Source organism: Holdemanella biformis DSM 3989 (assembly GCF_000156655.1).
In the GTDB taxonomy this organism is placed as follows: Bacteria; Bacillota_I; Bacilli_A; order Erysipelotrichales; family Erysipelotrichaceae; genus Holdemanella; species Holdemanella biformis.
The window spans coordinates 394239-415565 of sequence record NZ_DS996841.1; the positions used below are offsets into that span (position 1 = coordinate 394239).

Annotated in this window: 27 protein-coding genes and 1 pseudogene; 8 read left to right on the plus strand and 20 right to left on the minus strand. The window is 36.5% G+C overall.

The window, feature by feature from the left end; translation table 11 throughout:
- Window positions 1-17: 17 nt before the first annotated feature.
- The 5 genes from EUBIFOR_RS03390 to EUBIFOR_RS03405 form a co-directional block, all read right to left on the minus strand.
- The gene (locus EUBIFOR_RS03390) at window positions 18-281 is read right to left on the minus strand and encodes a hypothetical protein (protein ID WP_003864523.1); all 264 of its coding nucleotides are present in this window, start codon (window positions 279-281) and stop codon (window positions 18-20) included.
- 53 nt (window positions 282-334) lie between these two features.
- The gene (locus EUBIFOR_RS03395; RefSeq protein ID WP_003864524.1) at window positions 335-598 is read right to left on the minus strand and encodes a hypothetical protein; all 264 of its coding nucleotides are present in this window, start codon (window positions 596-598) and stop codon (window positions 335-337) included.
- A gap of 76 nt (window positions 599-674) precedes the next feature.
- Window positions 675-842 carry a hypothetical protein gene (locus EUBIFOR_RS12660; protein WP_154646018.1) on the minus strand — a complete coding sequence of 56 codons (168 nt, stop codon included), beginning with the start codon at window positions 840-842 and terminating at the stop codon, window positions 675-677.
- Window positions 843-1185: 343 nt separating this feature from the next.
- Window positions 1186-1944: a hypothetical protein gene (locus EUBIFOR_RS03400; RefSeq protein ID WP_003864526.1), complete on the minus strand. Its 759-nt coding sequence runs from the start codon at window positions 1942-1944 to the stop codon at window positions 1186-1188.
- Between the two features lie 29 nt (window positions 1945-1973).
- The gene (locus tag EUBIFOR_RS03405; protein ID WP_244264142.1) at window positions 1974-3875 is read right to left on the minus strand and encodes a bifunctional metallophosphatase/5'-nucleotidase; all 1902 of its coding nucleotides are present in this window, start codon (window positions 3873-3875) and stop codon (window positions 1974-1976) included.
- A 452-nt stretch (window positions 3876-4327) separates the two neighbouring features.
- On the opposite strand from EUBIFOR_RS03405, the pseudogene EUBIFOR_RS03410 reads away from it, so the two are divergent.
- Window positions 4328-5272 (plus strand): annotated as a pseudogene (locus tag EUBIFOR_RS03410) (PDDEXK nuclease domain-containing protein).
- A 31-nt stretch (window positions 5273-5303) separates the two neighbouring features.
- Window positions 5304-5435, plus strand: a complete 132-nt coding sequence (locus EUBIFOR_RS13370) for a hypothetical protein (protein WP_003864531.1) — start codon at window positions 5304-5306, stop codon at window positions 5433-5435.
- 664 nt (window positions 5436-6099) lie between these two features.
- Here the strand turns inward: EUBIFOR_RS13370 and EUBIFOR_RS03415 are convergent.
- From EUBIFOR_RS03415 to EUBIFOR_RS03455, 9 genes are all read right to left on the minus strand, one after another.
- A complete protein-coding gene (locus tag EUBIFOR_RS03415; RefSeq protein ID WP_173817058.1) occupies window positions 6100-7491 on the minus strand; it encodes a tyrosine-type recombinase/integrase in 1392 nt (463 codons plus the stop codon).
- 1 nt (window position 7492) lies between these two features.
- Window positions 7493-8482, minus strand: a complete 990-nt coding sequence (locus tag EUBIFOR_RS03420) for a helix-turn-helix domain-containing protein (protein WP_003864534.1) — start codon at window positions 8480-8482, stop codon at window positions 7493-7495.
- A gap of 120 nt (window positions 8483-8602) precedes the next feature.
- A complete protein-coding gene (locus EUBIFOR_RS03425) occupies window positions 8603-8779 on the minus strand; it encodes a helix-turn-helix domain-containing protein (protein ID WP_003864535.1) in 177 nt (58 codons plus the stop codon).
- Window positions 8780-9035: 256 nt separating this feature from the next.
- A complete protein-coding gene (locus EUBIFOR_RS03430; protein ID WP_040466121.1) occupies window positions 9036-9770 on the minus strand; it encodes a MerR family transcriptional regulator in 735 nt (244 codons plus the stop codon).
- A gap of 139 nt (window positions 9771-9909) precedes the next feature.
- Window positions 9910-10329: a nuclear transport factor 2 family protein gene (locus EUBIFOR_RS03435; protein WP_003864537.1), complete on the minus strand. Its 420-nt coding sequence runs from the start codon at window positions 10327-10329 to the stop codon at window positions 9910-9912.
- Between the two features lie 46 nt (window positions 10330-10375).
- Window positions 10376-10960: a methyltransferase family protein gene (locus EUBIFOR_RS03440; RefSeq protein WP_208853790.1), complete on the minus strand. Its 585-nt coding sequence runs from the start codon at window positions 10958-10960 to the stop codon at window positions 10376-10378.
- A gap of 60 nt (window positions 10961-11020) precedes the next feature.
- Window positions 11021-11548: a hypothetical protein gene (locus EUBIFOR_RS03445; RefSeq protein ID WP_003864539.1), complete on the minus strand. Its 528-nt coding sequence runs from the start codon at window positions 11546-11548 to the stop codon at window positions 11021-11023.
- Between the two features lie 110 nt (window positions 11549-11658).
- Window positions 11659-12018 carry an SdpI family protein gene (locus EUBIFOR_RS03450; protein ID WP_244264143.1) on the minus strand — a complete coding sequence of 120 codons (360 nt, stop codon included), beginning with the start codon at window positions 12016-12018 and terminating at the stop codon, window positions 11659-11661.
- Between the two features lie 49 nt (window positions 12019-12067).
- Complete coding sequence (locus tag EUBIFOR_RS03455; protein ID WP_003864541.1) at window positions 12068-12493, minus strand: GNAT family N-acetyltransferase; 426 nt, start codon at window positions 12491-12493, stop codon at window positions 12068-12070.
- Between the two features lie 382 nt (window positions 12494-12875).
- Between EUBIFOR_RS03455 and EUBIFOR_RS03460 the strand changes: the two genes are divergently transcribed.
- Genes EUBIFOR_RS03460 through EUBIFOR_RS03485 form a run of 6 tightly spaced genes read left to right on the plus strand, consistent with a single transcriptional unit; the run spans window position 12876 to window position 16601 of the window.
- Complete coding sequence (locus EUBIFOR_RS03460) at window positions 12876-13262, plus strand: plasmid mobilization protein (RefSeq protein ID WP_003864543.1); 387 nt, start codon at window positions 12876-12878, stop codon at window positions 13260-13262.
- Window positions 13240-14793 carry a relaxase/mobilization nuclease domain-containing protein gene (locus EUBIFOR_RS03465; protein WP_040466122.1) on the plus strand — a complete coding sequence of 518 codons (1554 nt, stop codon included), beginning with the start codon at window positions 13240-13242 and terminating at the stop codon, window positions 14791-14793. The genes EUBIFOR_RS03460 and EUBIFOR_RS03465 overlap by 23 nt, the downstream gene beginning before the upstream one ends.
- A gap of 29 nt (window positions 14794-14822) precedes the next feature.
- Window positions 14823-15149, plus strand: coding sequence for a hypothetical protein (locus EUBIFOR_RS03470; protein ID WP_003864545.1), 327 nt, complete (start codon window positions 14823-14825; stop codon window positions 15147-15149).
- A complete protein-coding gene (locus EUBIFOR_RS03475) occupies window positions 15136-15915 on the plus strand; it encodes an FAD-dependent thymidylate synthase (protein ID WP_003864546.1) in 780 nt (259 codons plus the stop codon). The genes EUBIFOR_RS03470 and EUBIFOR_RS03475 overlap by 14 nt, the downstream gene beginning before the upstream one ends.
- Window positions 15916-15931: 16 nt before the next feature.
- On the plus strand, window positions 15932-16318 hold the full coding sequence (locus EUBIFOR_RS03480) for a dUTP diphosphatase (protein ID WP_261795740.1): 387 nt from the start codon (window positions 15932-15934) through the stop codon (window positions 16316-16318).
- A gap of 4 nt (window positions 16319-16322) precedes the next feature.
- Window positions 16323-16601: a helix-turn-helix domain-containing protein gene (locus EUBIFOR_RS03485; RefSeq protein WP_003864548.1), complete on the plus strand. Its 279-nt coding sequence runs from the start codon at window positions 16323-16325 to the stop codon at window positions 16599-16601.
- A gap of 130 nt (window positions 16602-16731) precedes the next feature.
- On the opposite strand, the gene EUBIFOR_RS03490 is transcribed toward EUBIFOR_RS03485, so the two are convergent.
- The 6 genes from EUBIFOR_RS03490 to EUBIFOR_RS03515 form a co-directional block, all read right to left on the minus strand.
- The gene (locus EUBIFOR_RS03490) at window positions 16732-17160 is read right to left on the minus strand and encodes a hypothetical protein (RefSeq protein WP_003864549.1); all 429 of its coding nucleotides are present in this window, start codon (window positions 17158-17160) and stop codon (window positions 16732-16734) included.
- Between the two features lie 115 nt (window positions 17161-17275).
- Window positions 17276-17590 carry a helix-turn-helix domain-containing protein gene (locus tag EUBIFOR_RS03495; protein WP_003864550.1) on the minus strand — a complete coding sequence of 105 codons (315 nt, stop codon included), beginning with the start codon at window positions 17588-17590 and terminating at the stop codon, window positions 17276-17278.
- A gap of 224 nt (window positions 17591-17814) precedes the next feature.
- On the minus strand, window positions 17815-18105 hold the full coding sequence (locus EUBIFOR_RS03500; protein WP_003864551.1) for a hypothetical protein: 291 nt from the start codon (window positions 18103-18105) through the stop codon (window positions 17815-17817).
- 3 nt (window positions 18106-18108) lie between these two features.
- The gene (locus EUBIFOR_RS03505; RefSeq protein ID WP_003864552.1) at window positions 18109-18993 is read right to left on the minus strand and encodes a DUF4316 domain-containing protein; all 885 of its coding nucleotides are present in this window, start codon (window positions 18991-18993) and stop codon (window positions 18109-18111) included.
- Window positions 18983-19243 carry a transposon-transfer assisting family protein gene (locus EUBIFOR_RS03510; protein ID WP_003864553.1) on the minus strand — a complete coding sequence of 87 codons (261 nt, stop codon included), beginning with the start codon at window positions 19241-19243 and terminating at the stop codon, window positions 18983-18985. Before EUBIFOR_RS03510 ends, EUBIFOR_RS03505 begins: the two co-directional genes overlap by 11 nt.
- On the minus strand, window positions 19240-21261 hold the full coding sequence (locus tag EUBIFOR_RS03515; RefSeq protein WP_003864554.1) for a YodL domain-containing protein: 2022 nt from the start codon (window positions 21259-21261) through the stop codon (window positions 19240-19242). Before EUBIFOR_RS03515 ends, EUBIFOR_RS03510 begins: the two co-directional genes overlap by 4 nt.
- Window positions 21262-21327: the final 66 nt, after the last annotated feature.

The window sequence follows — 21327 nt, forward strand, 5'->3', positions numbered from 1 at the left end:
CCTAATTTTTACTTTTCTTAAAACATTCCACCAAAATCATTATTATTCCATGAATTACCCTGTGTCATATCATATCCACCCATCTCAAAAGGTGTGACACTCTTTAAAGACTCTTCCGTAAAATGCCGATTCATTTCATCAAATTGCTGTTGCTGCACATTACGTTGGAATTGATTAAATTGATCATCTTCACTAGATTGATATGAATACATTCCAGTAATACCACTAATCACATTTACAACTACACAAATCATCACAAATACTAAAAATAAACTAAACATATTTTCTTCCTCCTATTTCTTTGTTCATTACTAATTGATGTCTTAACCCCTTTTTAAAACATTCCCCCAAAATCATTGTTGTTCCATGAATTACCCTGTGTCATATCATATCCACCCATCTCAAAAGGTGTGACACTTTTTAAAGACTCTTCCGTAAAATGCCGGTTCATTTCATCAAATTGCTGTTGCTGTACATCTTGCTGGAATCGATGAAATTGATCATCTTCACTAGATTGATATGAAGACATTCCAGTAATACTGCTAATCACATTTACAACTACACAAATCACCACAAATACTAAAAATAAACTAAACATATTTTCTTCCTCCTATTTCTTTGTTCATTACTAATTGTCTTAACTTCTTCTAAAATTAACCTCTTTTTTAAAACATTTAACCAAACCCGTTGTTCCAAAAATCATCCTGCTTCACCATCTCAAAAGACGTGATACCCTTTATAGTTTCTTCCATCCTTTCAACAAAACTATCACATCCAATAGATTGATATGAAATTTCACCAAATCCATAAATCACCATAAATACTAAAAATAAACTAAACATATTTCTTCCTCCTGTTTCCTCGTTCATTACTAATTGTCTTAACTTTTAGAAAAATTAACTTATATCACATTAAATAAAACGACTGTTTGTTTTCATCATGGTCATCACATATATCCATCAACAAACTAAGCACTGACTTTTCTGTCCTTTCTTTGTACATTGTTAGTCTATCAGTAAATTATTCCGTATAATATTCCTTGTGATATTATTTTTATGAACACTTTTCTTGCTTATTTTTAAGCTTTAAATAATATAATTATTTATTTTTAAACACTTTATATTCCATTTAAAAAAATTAAAATAAAAAAAACTCCCATTTTATAAATGAGAGTCATTAAATCTATTAAGATTTTGATATATAATCCACATCCTGTCTAACACTTGTTGCAGTAACCTCATATTGAGGATATACAACATCATATTCAAACATTTCTTCACAATACTTACACTTACAAGGAATCGTATATTTGATTATACGATCATAAATCGAGCCTTTCACAATCACACGATTGGATTGTTTCACTGTTTTACTAACATGTGTGGCAAGACCATTAAATGTATTCACATTTACCAAATTGAAACGTTCCGACCCCGCTAGCAACTCCTCAGTTACAATTTCCATAAGATGTTGTTGTGCTTGAATCGGACGATTATTTACAATCTGAAAACGATTATGCCCTTCCCTTTGTTGAATCGGATTATTTACAACACCAGTCAAAACCACCCTATTAACACCATCTGAATCCGATAAGTCAATTCCCTTCGTCACTTCAAAATCACGTAGAATAATATCTGTATTCTGGGCTTTTCGCATACGATAACCTTCCTTGCCACAATGTGGACATTTCACCAATTGTTTACGCTTATATTCCAAAGACACAAAATGTCCGAAACAAAATAGATAATCCCCTACTCCAATTGTATTCATTGCTCTTTCAATTAATTCTTTATCAACAATTAAACATGTAACATGTTCAATCTTATCTATATCTTTGCGATTTATATCCAATCGGATTTCTAAAACATCACCATAAAACAAGCTATTCATACGCTTTGGCACTTCTGCAACAATTCCACCAATTTTACATTTATTTATACTCATTACCCTAACTCCTCATCACATTCATGTGTTTATTTACTCTTTTTTCTTATCTTCCCAATAATTCTACGAATCAATAAAATTAAAAGTACAATTAGTAAAATAATGACTAAAACGATTGCCACAATCATTGCACTAAATTTATTTGGCTTTTTAATCAAGTCAATTATATTCTTACTATCATCCACAATCTTATGATCATGTGTTGAAGCATAATACTTTGAAACATTCGCAATACCATCACCATCTGTATCATCAAAAGAGCGCATATATCTTGCAATCGCATCCCAAGCTTTTAGTTCTTTGCCATCTTCTTTAATGATATGATCCTCTAGATTTTCAATTGGATTTCCATCCTGATCTTTTGGTTCAAGTGACAAAAGTCCATATGACATTTTATTTACTGAACCAAGCATCTGACCTGTATATAGATCTGTCACAACATGATACAATTGATCATCTTGAATCTCAATTCTTTGACCGTCTTTTGTCAGGTAACAATCTGTAACTTTATTTAAGATCATACGATTTGGATTGTAAGTAAAATTAAGTCCGCTACAATACAATCTTGCCGTTGTCATGAAATCTGAAACTGAAGCATCCACTTCGGCTGCAAGTTTTAATTCTTTACCCGTAAGATAAGTAGAAATCAAAGGATATCCAGCTATACCATCTTTTCCAATACCCAAAGAAAATGAATTATATACATCTTCTACGGTAATATCTCCTTTTGTATATGTATCTCGTATAGTTCCACTTGGTACAACGGCTACATCGACTGAATCGACAGCATACGCAAATGAATCCGCAATAATTTGTCCAAGATTTGATTCTTCATGTTTTGAATACAATTCATCTAAACTATTAAATTCAATATCATTTTGTGCAAGAACGCAATCTCTTGTATAGCCAAAATCAGCAAGATAATTTGTATCCACTGTATCCATTAATTCATCAATACGATTTTGTGTTTCTATATCTGGCTGTATATTTTCAGATACAGGAATTAGTTCATAAGAACTTAAATCCCAACGCCCCTTCGAATTCTGTTTCATTGAAAGAGAACCGATATTTTTTCCATATTCCCCACAAGATACGATATATGTATTTTCATGTTGAATCGGTTCTTTTAATTCTGAATGCGTATGTCCACTGATGATTAAATCAATATCCTTTACATTCTTGGCAAGAAGTTCATCTTCCGATTTATTTTCATCTTCCCAAGTTCCACAGTGAGAAACACAAACAACCATATCCACTTTTTCTTTCTTCTTGATTTTTTCAACTGTATCTTTCATGGCTTCTACAGGATCTTTAAACAACAATTCACATGTTGGTGCACATTCTAAAGAATCTTTTCCAAAAACACCCGTAACAGCTATCTTTGTATCCCCTTTTTGAATGACAACATAATCCTTTACTCCATACGTTTCAAATCCGGACTGAATCTGTCTTTGACCTTTACTCAATCCAGCCTTTTTCATGCCATCCCAATCCACATTGCATACGACAAGTTCTGGTATTGTTTCACCCGAACTTTTGGCTGCCTTTAACATATTGGCCAAACCTTTTGAACGATAATCAAACTCATGATTTCCTAATGTTGTGACATCATATCCAAGATAGCCAAGCATTCTAAGTTCAGCTGCTTGCGTATCATATACTGTTTGTATCAACGTTCCCATTGAGAAATCCCCACCATCCAATATTAGTGTATTTGGATTCTCCTTCTTTTGTTCATTAATCAATGTTTTAATTCGAGAAAAACCACCTACTTTTTGAAGTTCTCCATCTACATTTGTTGTGAAACTATCCAAATGAGAATGCGTATCATGTGTAAACATGACATCCACCTCTTTTGTATCTGATTCAGCTTTTAATGGAGTAATTTGTGCAAGTGGCACTAGTAATGTCATCGCTAAAAAAAGCGACACGATTCGCTTCCTTATTATCATATTATTCACTCCTCAATATGTGTTCACCTACTTTTTAGTATACGTGACCACACATAAAAAGTACATGTTTTTTATCAATTGTAAGCGGTTATAGTAAAAAAAGGATGCAAAAAAAACATAAAATGATTTCAGCGCTATTTTTAACTCTATATGGTGTCCCTGATAAGATTTGAACTTACAACCTTTCGTTTAGGAAACCTATTCTGTAGGTACTGCTCCTCTCTTGTCTGTAGTCTCATCAGAAAAGGATTCGCAAGAAAAACATTATATATTGTACTATAGATATAAATGGTAAATGCAATTATAATGAAAATATATAGCGAAAGCGTGGTGTATTACATATGAATGAAGTAAGCAACAAATTTCTAAATAAAGTTTCTTTATTAATCGAAGAAGCCAAGAAAAATGTTAAGACTGCTGTGAATATTGCTATGGTCTATACATATTTTGAAATTGGACGAATGATTATTGAAGAAGAACAAAATGGCGATAATCGAGCAAAATATGGTAAATATATAATTTGAAACTTATCGTCTTTTTTGACTGAACATTATGGCAAGGGATATTCTGTTGACAACCTTAAATTAATAAGAAGATTTTATACAATCTATAAAACTGACTCAATTGGGAAAACAGTGTTTCCCCAATTCAAAAATTACCCTGTCACTATTACTGGCCGTAAGTTCTATTTAAGCTGGTCACATTATTTGAAACTAATGAGAATTTCAAATATTGAAGAAAGACATTTTTATGAAATTGAATCAGTAAAAAATGATTGGAGTTTATCAGAATTAAAAAGACAATATGATTCTTCATTATATGAACGTCTATCTTTAAGTAAAAATAAAGATGAAGTGATGTTATTATCACAAAAAGGACAAATAATCGAAAAGCCAGCAGATGCAATTAAAGATCCATATGTATTAGAGTTTTTACAATTGCCAGAATTACCTGTATATTCCGAAACTGAGTTAGAGAATAAGATTATTGATCATTTACAACAATTCTTACTCGAACTTGGTAAAGGCTATACATTTGTAGGTAGACAAGTTAGACTAACATTTGACGAAGAACATTTCAAAGTCGATTTAGTATTCTTCAACAGAATATTAAAATGTTTTGTATAAATTGATTTAAAAATTGGAGAATTAAAACATCAAGACATTGGACAAATGCAAATGTATGTGAATTACTATGATCGTAAAGTAAAACTTGACGATGAAAATAACACTATTGGAATCATTTTATGTAAAGATAAAAAACAATCTATTGTGGAAATGACTTTACCTGAAAACAATAACCAAATATTTGCGAGTAAATACCAAACAGTATTACCAAGCAAAGAAGAATTACAACATCTTTTAAATGAAGAATAGAATTACAAATCGGACTTGATGGAGGTATATTATGAAAACAGCATTGGTTGGCTTCTTCTTTGGCTTTGGAATGAACGAAGCAATGACCAGAGCAATATTACTTTCAATGATTACTGTTTTTGCTTGCACGATTAGTGCTATTGAAAAGAACAAGAAGGAATGACAAATTCTAATTTATCTACAAGAATTCACACAAAGAAATTAACTTGGAACGAAAACATTTCCCACTCCTCACTTATCACAAAACAAAAAGAGATTTGAATGATGAATACACATCAGACAAATCTCTTTTATCATTCACAGGCCAAAATTCATTAAAACCCTGTTAAATCCCTTAAAATTGGCGTCCCAGATAGGAGTCGAACCTACGACCTTTCGCTTAGGAGAGCTCCAACCTATTGTCACTCTCTGTCAATCTGAGGTAAGGTAAACCCAAGTGGGATACTATATAAAACTGTTTCCGATTCAATTCGAGTTATTCTGAATACCCCCTCTGTCAAGCTCTGTAAAGCTCTGAAAGTTAGCTGATTGTTTGCTCCAGCTAATAATTGGGGAATGCCTTGATATTACCATCGACATCTGTTATATGACCACCATGCTTCGTACGTTCGATCATGGTAAACAGTATTCAATTAAACTTCCTATCGAAAGCACAAGATATTTTCTTGTCTATAAATAATATAACGCATACGAGACGGTTTGTCCATGCGTTTTTGACTGGCAAATTTTATTCAGTAAAAATATCTGTAACCTTTTTTGTAACTGAATCTCCATCATTCCATCATCAAATGATGGAGATTCCAATAGATATTATGGAGATAGACTAATTACTTCATCGTCTTCGCCAGTGAATTGAGCAATGCCCGCATCTCTGGATTTGCCAACACTTTTGCCAGAAGTTCCGGATCGACTTCATCAGCAACAGTTGCATTATTATTTTCCTGCTGTACATGCATCTGTGGATCCAGATTCTTTTTCTCATAAAACGCTTCTTCAAAAAGCTCTGCATTTTTCCTTCGGTCATCATCCAGAATATGAGAGTACACATCCGTAACCATATTGACCTGAGCATGGCCGGAATCACCCTGTACCGCCTTGATGTCTCCACCATTCAATTTCAGCTTATAAGTAACGCTGCTATGACGAAAACTGTGAAATACAACCGGTGGGAGATTATAGTCCTCGATCAGTTTTTTTAAAGGACCACGGATTGCTCCATCTCCGAGAGGAAGACCAAAGGTACTTGCCATAACCAGGTTATAGTCCATATATTCATCACCAAGAATTTCTTTCATTTCATCTTGCTCAACCTTCCAGTCTACCAACATATTAGCAACACTCTTCGGTAAGAATATTTTACGCACACTGCTTTCTGTCTTCGGTGTTTTCAGAATACGGACCGTAGAATTCTTCTTATGATTTGTCGGAAATACCAACAACACATCTTTTCCATCCAATGCATTTAAAGATTCTTTTCTTATACGCTGTGATTCTTTGTTGATGAAGACATATGCACGGTTTTCTTCAATTGCCTCAGGAGAAATATCTACACAATCCCAGGTAAGACCAAGCAGCTCACCAAGTCGCAGGGAACATGAGAAAGATAGATTAATTGCGAGCTTTAATCGTTCATCTTCACAGACACTGAGCGCATACATCAATGTATCCGCTGTCCAGATGTCTCTTTTTTGTGATTTATGTTTTGGTACAGTCGCATGGGTGCAAGGATTCTTCTCCATCAACTCCCATTTCACTGCCTGTTCAAAACAGTTTCTAAGCAGCTTATTAATATCCCTGACCGTACTGGAAGATACAAATTCATTTCGACTGGTTTTATTCAATGGATTGATAACTGCACGTCTCTTCAAAAGACTCTGATAATATCTTTCGATGAAACGGGTATTGATCTCTGAGAGTTTCGTATCACCAATGATCGGAAGAATATAGTTATTGATAAGAGAGACATTTCCTTCATATGTAGAAAGCGCCCAGTTTTCTTTGCCATAAAGTGCAACATATTCTGTAATAAGCTCGTCCAGTGTTTTGCATTTACGGACGACAAATGATCCCATCTCTTTTTTATATTCAATTTCTTTTTTTCTTCTTTTAGCTTCGGCTTTTGTTTCATAGGTTTCCCATTTTTGTTTTCTCTCGCCTTTTTCATTCGTATAAGAATAGATTACATTGAATTTTCCGTTTCGTTCTCTTATTGATGCCATATTATTGCATACTCCTTTCCAAATCTCTTTGCTCCATCCAGTCCTCAAATTCATCCCGACGGATCCTAACTCGACTGCCAACTTTTATTACGGTGAACTTTCCTGTATCCGCCCACTTGTTGATCATGCTTCTGCTGACCTTTGCCAGATAGGAAGCTTCATCAAAAGTAAGATACTTTATATTTCCATTGCTTCCTCGTATTCCGGTCTGTGATAATTTCTTCCGCCGGAAATTAGCCAGGGCAATATTCTGTTCCTGTGCAAGTTCTTCATAATCATTCGATGGATCCAGCTTATACCGATCCTGACCTTCCAGGAATTTTTGAAAACTCTCTTTTGTGATCCTTTTCTTTTCTGCAATCACAATGAATTCAAAAAAATGACTATACTTTGGATTATCAAGAATTGTATATACTGCGCTTCTGGTTGTTCCAAGCAGCTGTGCCATCTCAGGCATCGTAATTGTTGCATCTTCCAGAAGAGCGTCTTTTTCTCTGTCTTCCTTTGTTCGATACCGGGACTGGCTTTTATACCAGTTCTGAAAAGATTCTTTTGGTATTCGTTTCCAGTAATCGACAATAACAGCTTCCATTTGATTTTTCTTGAGTAAATCATAAACAAGATACTCATCAACACCCAACAGATCCGCAACTTCCTTAACGGAATAGGACCAGGATTTCAATTCTTTCCCCGGTTCTTCTCCGGTAACTTTATGGTATTTAATCTGATTGGCGTACCATTTTTCAAAGCTGGCAATATTGATTCGTATCTTTCCGGCAATCTCTTTAGATTCAAAAACATTTTTATGCACCAGCCAGTATCGATCTGTCTTTTTTAATCCCAGCAGCTTTCCCATTTCCGGCACGGTCATCCAGGTTCTCTTTTGTGTCGGACGCCGTTTGTAAGGACTGTCTTCTGATATCTTTGAAATGATCTCTTCAACAGCGTCCATTTCCGGAACTTCTTTTTGTTTCATAATTGCTGTTGCCATTTATTCTTCACTTCCTGTCTTTTTTAGTGTTAGTGTTTTTTCTTATATCATATCTCAAATCCAGATAAAAATTTAGGATGTCGATTGCAGACAAAATCTGCCTGATCAACACCCTGTTTTTTATTGTTCCAAGTTATCGAGCCAGTCATCGAAACTCTTCTTAGAGATGCGATACTTTCCGCCATCCAACTGGATCCACCGGAATTCCTTTTTCTTTAAAAGGTTATAAATAGTAGGTCTGCTGACTCCTAAGATTTCCTGTAACTCTTGAACTGTATAACATCTTTTTTCTGACATTTCTTTATCCTCTTTTCTTTGAAATATGAAAGAAAAATTATCCCTTCATATAACGAAACGCTCAGAGCATGTTTTACAGTGGTCAAAAGCAAATTTTTTTACTTTTTTTCTTACGAGTTTTCTTTAATGCAACTCGTAACATTAGATTTTTACATTTTTCATGAAATTAAGTAAAGAAAAAGAGCATATGGAATTGAATCCATACACTCTATGATTACTGGAACTTTATTTCATTTTTAATTCAACAAACTTGAATTTACCTTCTGCTCATATAAAATATATCAATAGCTTTACTTACAAACTCTGCTGTGCCAACTCCTCCAACATCATCAATATTTTCCGTAAGTTCTCCTCCACCGGCATACATTCTTCCAAGACCGCATAAAATCTTATCAGAACATGTATAAAAATGATCTGTAATGTAATCCTGAAGTTTCCTTACCTGCAACTGCACCTGTTCATCTTCTGGATCCATTTCTTTCATTTGTCCGAATTCAACAAATAATTGCATAAACTCATTTGCAACAGTAGCTTCATCGTCTTTCGTCCAGTTCTTTGTTTTCTCTTCAAACTCCTTATACTCAGAGGTTTGTCCCCATTGTTCTTTTGCTCGTTTAGAATACTCATCAATCTTTGTTGTATCAAATACTTTAAAATCCATATATTTCACTCCTATTCCTTTTATTCCTCGAGCGAAACTAATAAGATTTTCAAGATGCTCTTTTTTCATAGTTAGCAATTCAATCTGCTGCTCTAATGCTTTGTTCCTGTCAAAGTTAGGGGCATCAATTATCTTTTTAATCTCCTTAAGCGGAAATTCCAATTCTTTAAACAGTAAAATTTGTTGCAGCCTTTCCAAGGATGTATCGTCATACAACCTATAACCTGACTCTGTATATTCAATAGGTTTTAAGAGACCAATGGTATCATAATACTGCAGAGTGCGTATACTCACTCCTGTTAATTTACTTACCTCATTCACTGTCATCATTGTCATTTCCTCCTCTCGATAAACATATCGTAAACTATTACGTTGCGTAGGAGTCAATAGTTTTTCAAAGAAATTTTCAAAATTAACAGCTTGATAAATCCCGATTTCTCAGTTTCAAAAACTGGAATTTATAGTCCTCTCAAAACCAATTTGCTTTTTCTTCTCGAAATACGGGAATATCACTATCTCGATATGGATTGTAATTATGAAGATTGCAACCAAACTCTTTTAATGATTTTATTTTGTTATCCTGTGTCCATACAATTAAAGATATTCCGTCAAATTCTTCAACATTTCCATTATTCATTTTGCTTTTAAAATACCACTCCACGATTGTTTGATTGCCTTGATGAAAAAATTGCTTAATCTCCCAGACAAGAACACTTCCGCGTGTATTCCATTCGTCAAACCAGTGCTTTACCGTTTTGCGGTTTTCATATTTAGGACTCCAACTCTCAGTATATACAACATCATCTGTAAAAATATTGTCAATTCCTAAATCTGCTTTCTTAATCCACATATCAAACCATAATCGGATAATTTTTTCTCTCTCGTTCATAAAGTACCTCCATAACTTTCGATTTCTCAGTTTCAAAAACTTAAAGTTATCTTTTTCTTCCTAAATATCTGCATACTTTTGATTTGTATTGCAGGTACTCATTTCCGAATGCTTCTATCAAAAAATCTTCCTCTACATTGACTATCTGCAAATGAAAAAATACCACTGCAAAACCTGTGGCAAAGCAAAGGAACCAATTAAAGAACGAAAACAATATTCCTATATACATTAAATCAAAACCCAAAAATGCAGGATTTCTGCTAATAGAATAGATGCCCGTTGTTACCAAACTGGTCTTTTCTTCTTTTTGCACACCTGCTCTCCAATTCTCCTTCATTTGTGTAACAGAAACAATAAAAGCAAGTACACCGAACATTGTTATTACAACTCCTGTAAATTGCAACACAATATGTGCTGTTCCCGAATAAAACACAATACTGATAATTTGTATTACAGGAAGCAAATATGTGATTATTTTAAGAGCCACTTCTATAAATTTGACAAATCCCTCTTTTCCTTTTCCTAATTGATCTGTCTTTATGCCTTGCTTTTTCTGACTAATCAGCTTTGCAAAATAGCAGATGTAGAACACTGCCATCAGTGAAATTGTAACAATTTTTATTATCATCATCATGTACCCCCAAATCCCGATTTTTCGTTCTCTGCGACTTCCCAATAAACGGGAAGTTGGTTACTTCTTGTAATTCATTTTCTTACTTAACACCCCAAACAAAGCCAATAAAAATATTCCAATTCCAAGCAATACGCCAGCCACTTTCATTAATTCATTGTTTGTATACTCTGTATCCGGAAGAATCCCATACTTGTAATAAGAATAACTAACATGGTCTGTGGTATATGCAGCTATGGAATCTCCTACATTATATTCCGAATATACAAATCCCGGTACTTGCATTCGCTTGTGATAATCATTCACTTTTCCATTGTTGTAGTAGAAGAAATAATTCTGAGATATCGTATCAGCCGAAGCATCTTCAGCCCTTTTACCTGTAATCAAAATATCCTCCATATAGTAATCTTCTCCCAGTACCATCTCTTCCATTTGTGTATTAAATGCTTTAGATGTCAAAAGTATATTTATCCAGACTGTAATGAAAGCTATACTTAAAATAATGAAACAAATCCAAAACAAAATTTTCTTTTGATTTCCAGTTAATATTTCTTTTGATTCTTTGTGCTCAACCAATTTATTACTCATTCCATAATACCTCTAAAGTACTTTTTCCTTCTTCCTTCCCTTCGTCCAAGAAGTGTATCTCACTCAAAGAACTCGGTCAATCCCGATTTCTCAGTTTCAAAAAATGGCATTTATCGTCTTGTTCCATTCTTATCAAAATTCTTTTTTAATGCTATTTCTGTTGGGAGAATAGACCCAATTAAAGGAATAAGTTGAACACCACAGATAATTCCTCCTATACTCCCAACACAATCTTCATTTTTTCCAATCACTAAAAGCATGAATATTACTGTTATCGGCAACATAACCATTCCACAGACATACCAGACTTTACCACAATATTTATGAGCAAATTCCCATGTGTCTTTGTTCTTCATAGACATCGAAGTCCGATATCCAAATACTGAATTTATTTCCTTTGGAGCCTTTTTCATAAAATATCTTCCAAAACCAATCATCGTAAATGGAAGAAGCAAATCCATAATCAACATAAAAATCCAAAACCCCATTGTAAACCTCCTTTACTACAAATCCCGATTTCTATTTTCGTTTCCATAGCATAGTGTACTCTTTTTCACCAGTAGCTTCATCCAAGCCTTCACATTGAATAATGAACGCTTCTCTTTGGTAAAAAGAAATTGCTCTGGCATTCTTCTGGTATACATTTAATCGTAAGCTAACTTTTTTATCCTTAACATAATCTAATAAAAACTTACCTATGCCACATGACTGTATTTCATCGGAGACAAAAATACCTTCTATATATTCATCATTTAGTCCTACAAATCCTTGTATCATTTTATCTGCTTCAAACACATAAACTTCGTATTGTGACATCATTTCTTTTACTAATTCATAATTACTTTTCCAGTATTGATTGGAAATAAAATAATGTGCTTTCAGATTTGTCTTTAACCATATGTCAGCAACTCTATCGATATCTCCGTTCAGCAACTTTCTAATCATAACAAATTTTCTCCACAACTACATCCTTTATGCTTTTCTCTTTTTTTCATTCTATCACAAGCTCACCATTAATCATTATTTTTTTGATATTTTTTCTTTTCCCCCACTGTAAAACAGCCTCTGAGCGTTTCGTTATATAGAGGGGTACACATACAGAGCAAGATCCACCCATGTTTAACAGTATTGCCATTTGGCATCCTGTTCTCCTATGGGATTTATCTTGATGGGGATCTCCCCATACCCTCTCAATAACAGACGTTTCACTTGTCTGTTGGTTCCACCTAAAGGTGTTCACAGCACTATTTCTAATATCGGAAGGGACAGCCGATATTGAAATACGTGGATTCCCGGCGGGAGGAATAGTCTCAGCGAAAGGAGGAGTATGAGAACAAAAAACAAAGATAAAGAACTGAATCACAGACATTTTATAGGATTACGTCTTACAGATGTCGAACTGGATTTATTAGACCAAGGCGCTGCTTGTTTATCTGTTAGCCGATCAGAATATCTGAGGAAACTTCTATTGGAAAAGCAAATCAATCACCAAATTGAAGTTGTTGCAGACATGAATGATCTCAGAAAACTGGTCAGTGAATATGGAAAAATCGGATCGAATCTCAATCAGATCGCCAAGCATTTTAACAGTGGTGGCAGTCAGTCTCGTGCTATAGAAAATGAAATCCATCAGTGCATCACGGACTTATTCCTATTGAGAAAAGAGGTACTGAAACTGGCAGGTGGTATGAATGGCAATCGTAAAACACATTAAAAGCAGAAATGCAAATTACTCGGCTGCTATCAATTACCTTCTGTTTGAACATGATGAAAAAACCGGGAAAAAGATTGTAGATGAATCCGGACGAAGCATCCTGCGAAAAGAGTTTTATATGGATGGGCTGAACTGTGATCCGATGTCTTTTGACAAGGAATGTGAACTGACAAATGCTCATTTTCACAAAAATAAGAAACGTGAAGATATCAAAAGTCACCACTACATTATCAGCTACGATCCAGCCGATGTGACAGAGAATGGACTTACCGGAAAGAGAGCACAGTCAATCAGTTTGGAACTTGCAAAGCAGATGTTTCCCGGATATCAGGCACTGGTAGTTACTCACACCGATGGCCACAATGAATCCGGAAATATCCATACTCACATCGTTATCAACAGTGTGCGAAAGACTGCAGTGGAAAGGCAGCCATATATGGATAAACCACATGATGAAGCCGCCGGTTACAAGCATCGATCCACTGATAAATTCATGAACACTTTTAAGAAAACCGTCATGGATCGGTGCCAACAGGAAGGACTTCACCAAATAGATCTTCTTGCACCGGCTGAGAAAAAAATCACTCAGAAAGAGTATATGGCACAGAAACATGGCCAACAAAACCTGGATGAGATCAACCAGAAAATCATCGAAGATGGTCTCAAACCAACATCCACCGTGTTCCTTACACAGAAAGAATATTTGCGAAATGCAATTGATGAATGTGCTGCCACATCCAATAGTTTTGATGAATTCCAATCCAAACTTCTGGAACAATTTCAAATCTCTGTGATTGAGCATCGTGGCAGATACAGCTATCTTCATCCTGATCGACAGAAGCGGATTACTGAACGTGTACTGGGAACACGATATGGAAAAGAATACCTGGAACAGACTTTCTTACGCAAAGATCCATTGACCATTCTCTACGTCAGATCTCACCTGCGCCTGGTTGTAAATCTCCAGACAAATGTGAAAGCAATGCAGAGCCCGGCTTATGCTCATCGGGTAAAACTTTCTAACCTGCAGCAAATGGCAAATACCATTATCTATGTGCAGGAACATGGATTTGATACGCAGTCAGATCTGAAAAACACACTGCTTGCCTCAAAGCAGGAACTAAAAGAAATGCAGACACAGGTTGCTCAGCATCGTTCCGATCTAAGGATCCTCAACAATCAGATCCGTTATACCGGACAGTACTATGCAAATAAGGAAGTTTATTCCCAGTTTTCAAAAGCAAAGTACAAAGGAAAGTACCGGAAAGAACATGAGAAGGAAATTCAGAAATATGAAGAAGCCAGAGATTGGCTGAGATCCTTTTATCAGGATGGAAAGATGACAAGCCTAAAAACCTTGACTTTACAAAAAGAAAAACTGCAACAGCAGATAGCTTCCGAAGAAGAAGCAATAAGCAGCTTGAAAGAAAAAATAAAAGATCTGGATACTGCCGATCAGAATATTGATTTCATTCTTCAGATGCAGATTCCGGAACCAGTAAGATCAAAAACCAAGGATCTCGAAAGATAACCATCACAAAACAAAGGAGGAACTATCACATGACACAAGAAGAATTTAATATTGTATTTGAACTTCAGATGAGAAAGTGTGCCGATATTCTGGCACATAAAAAGAAAGAATATACCGGTGACAATATTGACCGCCTCAGTGCATTCAAGATTGCTGCCGCCTTACAAAACTGCGATCCAAAAGCAGCACTGGCCGGTATGATGTCGAAACATGTCGTATCCCTTTACGATATGTGTTATTCCACTCTGTTACATTTTGACATGGAACAGTGGGATGAAAAAATCACAGACTGCATCAATTATCTGATCCTTTTAAAAGCTCTGGTAAAGGAGGAACAGGCCTATGGATCACATTGAAACAGCTATCTTAAACTGCTATGGAATCCGGGAAGCAGAACAGAATATGGTCTTTGCTGCCAGACTCACACAACACGGTCATACGATCCAGAACATGGCAGATCTGATGGATCTTTACCGTCAATCCTACAGTCAGAAGACTGTAGAAAACATTGCAGGGCTTCCGCATCCAACCGTGCAGAAATTCATGGTCATTACCGTAGCTGTTGTTGGTGCAAGCAGACGCTTCCTGGCACAGATCACAAGACATCAGAACGAAGTAAAGTACATGAGTGCATCTCTGCAGTACAGCAATTATTCCGGTCATGCTGCATTTGCTATTCCATATGGAATCATGAAAGCAGATAAAGAAATCCAGGATATTTACAAGAAAAGCTGTCAGTCAGATCTGGATCATTATGCAGAGCTTTGTGGCTTAGGCATTGATCATGATTCAGCCGGATATGCCACACCTCAGGGACTTCGAAACGTACTGATCATCAGCGCGACACCTTACCAGTGGAAGCATATGATTGGCCAAAGAACCTGCCGAAGAAATACGGATGAAACAAGGATTGTGATGCTACAGATCTGGCAGAGATTGTACAAATTAAGCCCGATTCTTTTTGCACCGGATCTGACCGGTCCATTCTGTCAAAGAGGTAGCTGTATGGAAAAACAGATGTCCTGCCAGAATCCTATTTTGAAACTTTGGATGCCGTCAGATATTTTAAAAACTGATTATCCATTGCTCATCAGGAAGGAGGTGAGTAGCCATAAAGATTAAACTGATTGACTTTGGTCTGAAAGCAGATCATCATCCCTTCCGGCCACATGAAAATGATGCCGGTGCTGATGTATTCATGCCTTATGATTGCGTATTAAAACCAGGTGAGATTGCAAGAATTCCGCTTGGATTCGGTCTCATCATCCCGGATGGATTTGCCGGATATGTCTTTCCTCGAAGCAACATGGCAGCAAAAGGACTGGTATGCGAACTTCCACCGATTGACTCCGGTTACCGTGGTGAGATCCATGCCATTATCAGTAACGTGAGCACATCTTCTCAGACCATTCATAAAGACACACGCGTCGGTCAGCTGGTGATCACACCGGTCGTGATCGCAGACTTTGTCCTGGACCTCGGTGAAGAACGAGGAACCGGGGCATTTGGAAGCACAGGAGAATAATAATATGATTACATTTGGAAGAAAATTAAAACACTTAAGACAAAAAAATCATCTCACCCAGAAAGAACTTGGGATGGCTGTTGGATTTCCCGACAGCTGTGCTGATGTCCGGATTGCTCAGTATGAAAGCGATGTCCGAACGCCAAAAGAGGATCTTATGAAACTCTTCGCATCAACACTCGGTGTTCCGGTTGAACTCTTTACTGTACCGGTACTCTCAGAACCTAGGGAATATGAGGCGGCGGAGTATTGGAGGTATGAGTTAGGGGCGGAACTAGATTAATTGTCATAATACTGATATGAGGCAACGGATTTTCCGCTGCCTCGCTTTTATCATTTTGAGGGTAATTGAAAATATCCTCCTGTGTTGAGCAATCCTCTTTTTCTGCGCTTTACCTGCATATCTATATATTTCATTTTATTTCTGTTCCATCGATAAAAAGCACATATTTATCCGGATTATGAACAATATCATAATCTTTTCCATATTCAATCGGTCTAAATTCTATCTGCATAATGGATTTTCCATTTTCGATATCTTCTTTCCAAGAATATACGGTCATATCAAGGCTGGTTGCATATCCATGATCTGTAGAAAATTTTATTGAATGAAATGAATTCTCTTTGTACATTTTTAAAAGCAGTCTTGTAAATGCTTCTTTATCAGAAATATTTTTTCTGTTAGCAACTACTGTAAGATTCTCATCTCTATTCATAGAAAAACTGCCAACTACATCTGGCTCACCTTCTTTATGCTTTAATAAGCTTTTCCCAATTATCATTCCAACAATAATCGAAAAAACGATAGCAACAAATACAAGTGTTATATTTTTTTTCTTCATTTTATCAAGTTCCTTAGAATTATATATAAGTCTTTAGAACTACTATATCATATTTTCACGTTAAACCAAATAAAAAAGAAGAGCAATAAGCCCTTCCATCTTCTTATTCACGTATTTATTCCACCAATGCTCTCACTGCATTGATAATTCTCTGTTGCTTTTCTTTAGGTAGTTTCTCTATCATTTCAGATAATTCATTCGTAACGCCGCTAACCGAATGTGTCACAACATCAATCAATAGTGTATCTGCTGAAACATCTAATGCATTTGCAATCGCAATAAAAGTATCAAGTTTTGTTACTTTCAGTCCTCTCTCTATAACACTTACATGAGTTGGACTCAAGTTTACCAGTGCTGCCAATTCTTCTTGTGTAAGATTCTTAGCTTCCCTTGCAGCTTTTATTCTCTGACCAACCGCCTTTAAATCCATTGTGACACCTCCTTTAGAACGATAATTCGGTCTAAAACTAGTATAACGATTGATCTTTAAAACATACAGAATCTACAGATTGTTAACTTGTTCTTTAGAACTATTTTAAATTAAAAAGGCCCAAAAGGGCACTTTCCCTTTTGAGCCTATACACTTTATCAACTAACGTATTTTGCTTTCATTTTTCCTCATGGTCATGAGGCTTTTTTCTCTTAAATCGCATTCTATGAATCCTTTGATTGTTCTTTCTGTTCTTCAATAATTCGTTCGGTTGCTTTATGAATCCTATCCTTGGAATAGGGTGGTCTTAAATTCAATGATAACCGTCCCTTTCTGATCATATACGTTTCACTGCCATCTTCCGAAGCTCCTTTCAACCAGCAATCATCCGGATACTTCTCAGCAAAGGATCTCAACCGTTTCTGCAAGCTCTGATTGAAGGTATACACATCATAGAATCCGTCATCTTCATTGGTCAGAATAATCGTTTCTTTTTCACACTTTAACCTTCGCATATTCTACCCCCGCTTTCTTTCCATTTCCTGATCCAGGTACTTTGGTATCGGCTTTCCGGACCGACGAGCAATAGCAATCTGTTTCTGATGCAGTCGTTTAATCACGGATCTTCGTTTCTTAGGTTTGCCATCCTGTTGATTTCTGGGAGTCTGTTTGTTGCTGCGGGCATTAGAGATCTTTTCTGGATTCTTCTTCTGATTATTTACCAGACCGTCCACCATATCATAATTGGCTTCGGTACCGGATTCTCTGCTTCGTTCATAAGTGCCGTTCTGGTAGAACTTCTGGTAATGTTCCAGACGGATTTTACCATCTTGTTTTAACTGTTCGACTGAATTTAGCGGTGCCTGCTGTTGAATGTAATTATGGATCTTTTGTTTTGTTTTTTCGTCGAATTTCTTACATTCTTCGACAACCATTTTTCCATAGGCATCCAGGATAACACCTTGAGCCTGATCCCGGTATACTTGATGCTCCATCAGATAAAACTGTTTCCCGTCGATGATGATGGTGTCTGTTGCAATCCAGTTCCCTTTTTTTCCGTCAATTTGATAATTCTCAGTCTTCATAGTGATCAGTGCGCCCGATGTATTGATACGAATGAATCCGGCCAGATACTGTGGATAGTTCTCATCTACATAGTAGCAGTTGATTTCTCCATCCCTGTTCAGTACAAGTACGTCACTGACTTCGCATTGCTTTTTCATTCGTTTCCAGATGTCAGCGACTTTTTCTTCTTCCTGCATTTCATGAATCGAGATTACTCGGTAATTTTCGACAGTAATCGACACATTCTGCTGTCTTGCTTCTTGATATGGCAGATGCCACAGTGCTTTTCCTGCTGTCTGCTGATCTACTCGGTAGACTGCAAATTGATTAAGCTTCATAGGCATCGTCCTCCAAGTTATTCAGATAATAATTCAGATCCAGAGAATAGTAGTATTTGTCTTCGATCTGCTGTAATTTTCCAACTGTAGAATTGATAATCTCAATTATTTCATCATTCTCAGGATCACTTTCTTCCTGTTCCAAAACTTCCAAAGCTTCTTTCAGTGTTTGGATTGTTTCTTCCTTTGTGTGCTGCTGGAAGATAGCAGTAATAGTCAGTTCATTTTCTTCCAGGTTTACATTTCTCATAGGCTCATTTCCCCCCTTTTCTTTTTCGGTATTGGTTTCATCTGTATATTCAGCTCCTTCTCGTTTTTTTCTTCGCTTATATTTTTTTCGTTATCCACTTTCTTATTGGATTCCAGAGGATTTTCCACATTTGGATGTCTTTCTTCCAAGTACTTTTCCACACGACTGATTGCATTTTGCACATAAGAATTTTCTCTAAATCCAGGAATCGAATTCAAGAATTCTTTCTGTATTTTTCCTTCGATCATCAGACTCTGCATTCCTTCATAATCACTTCCGTCTTTCAGATCAAAGCCAACACATTTCAGTCCATGCATACGTTCTGATGGGATTTTCTCATAAGCTTCCAAGGCTTCTGGTAATGTCAGGTCATAATGTACTTCACCCATTACAGGAAATTCAGCACATTCAGCCGCATAAAAGCTGATACATGTAAGATCATTTTCATAATCCACATTTTCTATTTCCGGGACAATATCGAGTATTTTTTCTCTTTGTGCTGCAAAGTCTGGAAGTTCTGCAAATCCAAATCGATCCACGTAATATGCCTGCATATCCCCACCACGGTTTGTAATAATAACATCACTGACCGACATAGAATGTGCTTTATAATCTGCCGGTGGATTATCGTTGAATACGGCATACAAATCATCCAGCTTTTCATTTCCATGTAATCTGCCAGAATAGACACATTTATAATTTGCTGCATCGATTGTAATGCCATCTTCTTTGACCATTGCCATATTCATAAATAAATGTTGTTTTCCCGGTGTGCCTTCATCCACATGGTAAATCGCATAGCGGTTACCATTACCTCTGAACATTTCTTCCTCTAGGGTATAATCAAACTTAAATGGATACAAAGCCCGATCAACTCTTTCCGAAATATCCGTTCCTTCTGCAATCGTATCTTCCAGCCAATCTTTGATATCTCCCCATGATTCAAACTGCAAATACCCGGCAATTTCATGTGTCCCATCCGGTGCCAGTACAATATGTCCCGGTTCGCTTTCCCGATAATCATAGCGGTATCCAGCTGCTTCCAGTGCATCTACCAGAATGCCGTATTTTTCATGTAATTCTGTTTTTTGTTTTTCTTCAAGAATGATTTCCAGTTCTTCTGTAAGCTGATCGATCATTTCACCGGCTGTCTTGCGGATCACATCCATAGATGCTTTCATTTCCTTCATTTCCCGGCTGCTGCTCCAACCTGCAATATAAGGAAAACTATAATCCGATGTATCCAAACCAAAGGAAGAACACACACAGTAAGCAACGGATTCTGCTTCAACTTCTTTTGTCAGACGGTCTTTTTCTACACCCAGGCTTTCCATGATTTCCTTGTCATGCAGTTTAGCATGGGCTGTTTCATGAATAGCAGTCTTTAAGGTCTGACTTTCACTGAGCCCTTTTTTGATCACGATTTCCTTATCTGCATTGTGATAATATCCATTGGCATTACCATCAATCTCATCGAATCGTATCGGTACAGGGGATATTTTCTGAATAGCCTGCATGAAAGAATCAAAATCCTGTACAGCCGCAGTCAATAATTCCGGTGCCAGTGTCTGGATCGGTTCCCCGGATGTCTGAGCAATATCAAAGACGGTAACTGCTTTAAAATGTGGAACCGTAACTTCCACCTGTTCCGTCTTTGGTTTTCCATCAGTTCCCATAACTGGACGCTGATTCTCATCCAGAACCTCTTTTTCCTTCATTTTCTTATAGGGTGCCGGTGCAATGATTGTAATTCCTTTTTCACCTTTCATAACCTGTCTACCCATGGACTGCCAGTTTTTGTAGCTGGTAACAAGTGTTGCATCCGGTCGCTGCATAGCGATCAGCATTGTATTGTTAAAGGAATAATTGTGAAACTTTGCCATGGTTTTTAGAAATTCCTGATAGCGATTGCTTGTAAAAAGTTCTTCCACACCGGATTCCAGTGACTGCATAATGCTGTCCATATCTTTTCCCTGAACCGGCAGTGGAATAGTAGTAGTTTTATTTTGTTCTGCCATAATACTCCTTTCCAAAAACGCCCTACGACATTTCTTTATGCCGCAGGGTGTTTGCTCATTTAACGT

What these genes read in the sequence shown, in the direction of transcription:
- EUBIFOR_RS03390 (WP_003864523.1), bottom strand. Translation starts at nt 281, where the DNA reads ATGTTTAGTTTATTTTTAGTATTTGTGATGATTTGTGTAGTTGTAAAT.
- EUBIFOR_RS03395 (WP_003864524.1), bottom strand. Translation starts at nt 598, where the DNA reads ATGTTTAGTTTATTTTTAGTATTTGTGGTGATTTGTGTAGTTGTAAAT.
- EUBIFOR_RS12660 (WP_154646018.1), bottom strand. Translation starts at nt 842, where the DNA reads ATGTTTAGTTTATTTTTAGTATTTATGGTGATTTATGGATTTGGTGAA.
- EUBIFOR_RS03400 (WP_003864526.1), bottom strand. Translation starts at nt 1,944, where the DNA reads ATGAGTATAAATAAATGTAAAATTGGTGGAATTGTTGCAGAAGTGCCA.
- EUBIFOR_RS13370 (WP_003864531.1), top strand. Translation starts at nt 5,304, where the DNA reads ATGAAAACAGCATTGGTTGGCTTCTTCTTTGGCTTTGGAATGAACGAA.
- EUBIFOR_RS03415 (WP_173817058.1), bottom strand. Translation starts at nt 7,491, where the DNA reads ATGGCATCAATAAGAGAACGAAACGGAAAATTCAATGTAATCTATTCT.
- EUBIFOR_RS03420 (WP_003864534.1), bottom strand. Translation starts at nt 8,482, where the DNA reads ATGGCAACAGCAATTATGAAACAAAAAGAAGTTCCGGAAATGGACGCT.
- EUBIFOR_RS03425 (WP_003864535.1), bottom strand. Translation starts at nt 8,779, where the DNA reads ATGTCAGAAAAAAGATGTTATACAGTTCAAGAGTTACAGGAAATCTTA.
- EUBIFOR_RS03430 (WP_040466121.1), bottom strand. Translation starts at nt 9,770, where the DNA reads ATGATGACAGTGAATGAGGTAAGTAAATTAACAGGAGTGAGTATACGC.
- EUBIFOR_RS03435 (WP_003864537.1), bottom strand. Translation starts at nt 10,329, where the DNA reads ATGAACGAGAGAGAAAAAATTATCCGATTATGGTTTGATATGTGGATT.
- EUBIFOR_RS03440 (WP_208853790.1), bottom strand. Translation starts at nt 10,960, where the DNA reads ATGATGATAATAAAAATTGTTACAATTTCACTGATGGCAGTGTTCTAC.
- EUBIFOR_RS03445 (WP_003864539.1), bottom strand. Translation starts at nt 11,548, where the DNA reads ATGAGTAATAAATTGGTTGAGCACAAAGAATCAAAAGAAATATTAACT.
- EUBIFOR_RS03450 (WP_244264143.1), bottom strand. Translation starts at nt 12,018, where the DNA reads ATGTTGATTATGGATTTGCTTCTTCCATTTACGATGATTGGTTTTGGA.
- EUBIFOR_RS03455 (WP_003864541.1), bottom strand. Translation starts at nt 12,493, where the DNA reads ATGATTAGAAAGTTGCTGAACGGAGATATCGATAGAGTTGCTGACATA.
- EUBIFOR_RS03460 (WP_003864543.1), top strand. Translation starts at nt 12,876, where the DNA reads ATGAGAACAAAAAACAAAGATAAAGAACTGAATCACAGACATTTTATA.
- EUBIFOR_RS03465 (WP_040466122.1), top strand. Translation starts at nt 13,240, where the DNA reads ATGGCAATCGTAAAACACATTAAAAGCAGAAATGCAAATTACTCGGCT.
- EUBIFOR_RS03470 (WP_003864545.1), top strand. Translation starts at nt 14,823, where the DNA reads ATGACACAAGAAGAATTTAATATTGTATTTGAACTTCAGATGAGAAAG.
- EUBIFOR_RS03475 (WP_003864546.1), top strand. Translation starts at nt 15,136, where the DNA reads ATGGATCACATTGAAACAGCTATCTTAAACTGCTATGGAATCCGGGAA.
- EUBIFOR_RS03485 (WP_003864548.1), top strand. Translation starts at nt 16,323, where the DNA reads ATGATTACATTTGGAAGAAAATTAAAACACTTAAGACAAAAAAATCAT.
- EUBIFOR_RS03490 (WP_003864549.1), bottom strand. Translation starts at nt 17,160, where the DNA reads ATGAAGAAAAAAAATATAACACTTGTATTTGTTGCTATCGTTTTTTCG.
- EUBIFOR_RS03495 (WP_003864550.1), bottom strand. Translation starts at nt 17,590, where the DNA reads ATGGATTTAAAGGCGGTTGGTCAGAGAATAAAAGCTGCAAGGGAAGCT.
- EUBIFOR_RS03500 (WP_003864551.1), bottom strand. Translation starts at nt 18,105, where the DNA reads ATGCGAAGGTTAAAGTGTGAAAAAGAAACGATTATTCTGACCAATGAA.
- EUBIFOR_RS03505 (WP_003864552.1), bottom strand. Translation starts at nt 18,993, where the DNA reads ATGAAGCTTAATCAATTTGCAGTCTACCGAGTAGATCAGCAGACAGCA.
- EUBIFOR_RS03510 (WP_003864553.1), bottom strand. Translation starts at nt 19,243, where the DNA reads ATGAGAAATGTAAACCTGGAAGAAAATGAACTGACTATTACTGCTATC.
- EUBIFOR_RS03515 (WP_003864554.1), bottom strand. Translation starts at nt 21,261, where the DNA reads ATGGCAGAACAAAATAAAACTACTACTATTCCACTGCCGGTTCAGGGA.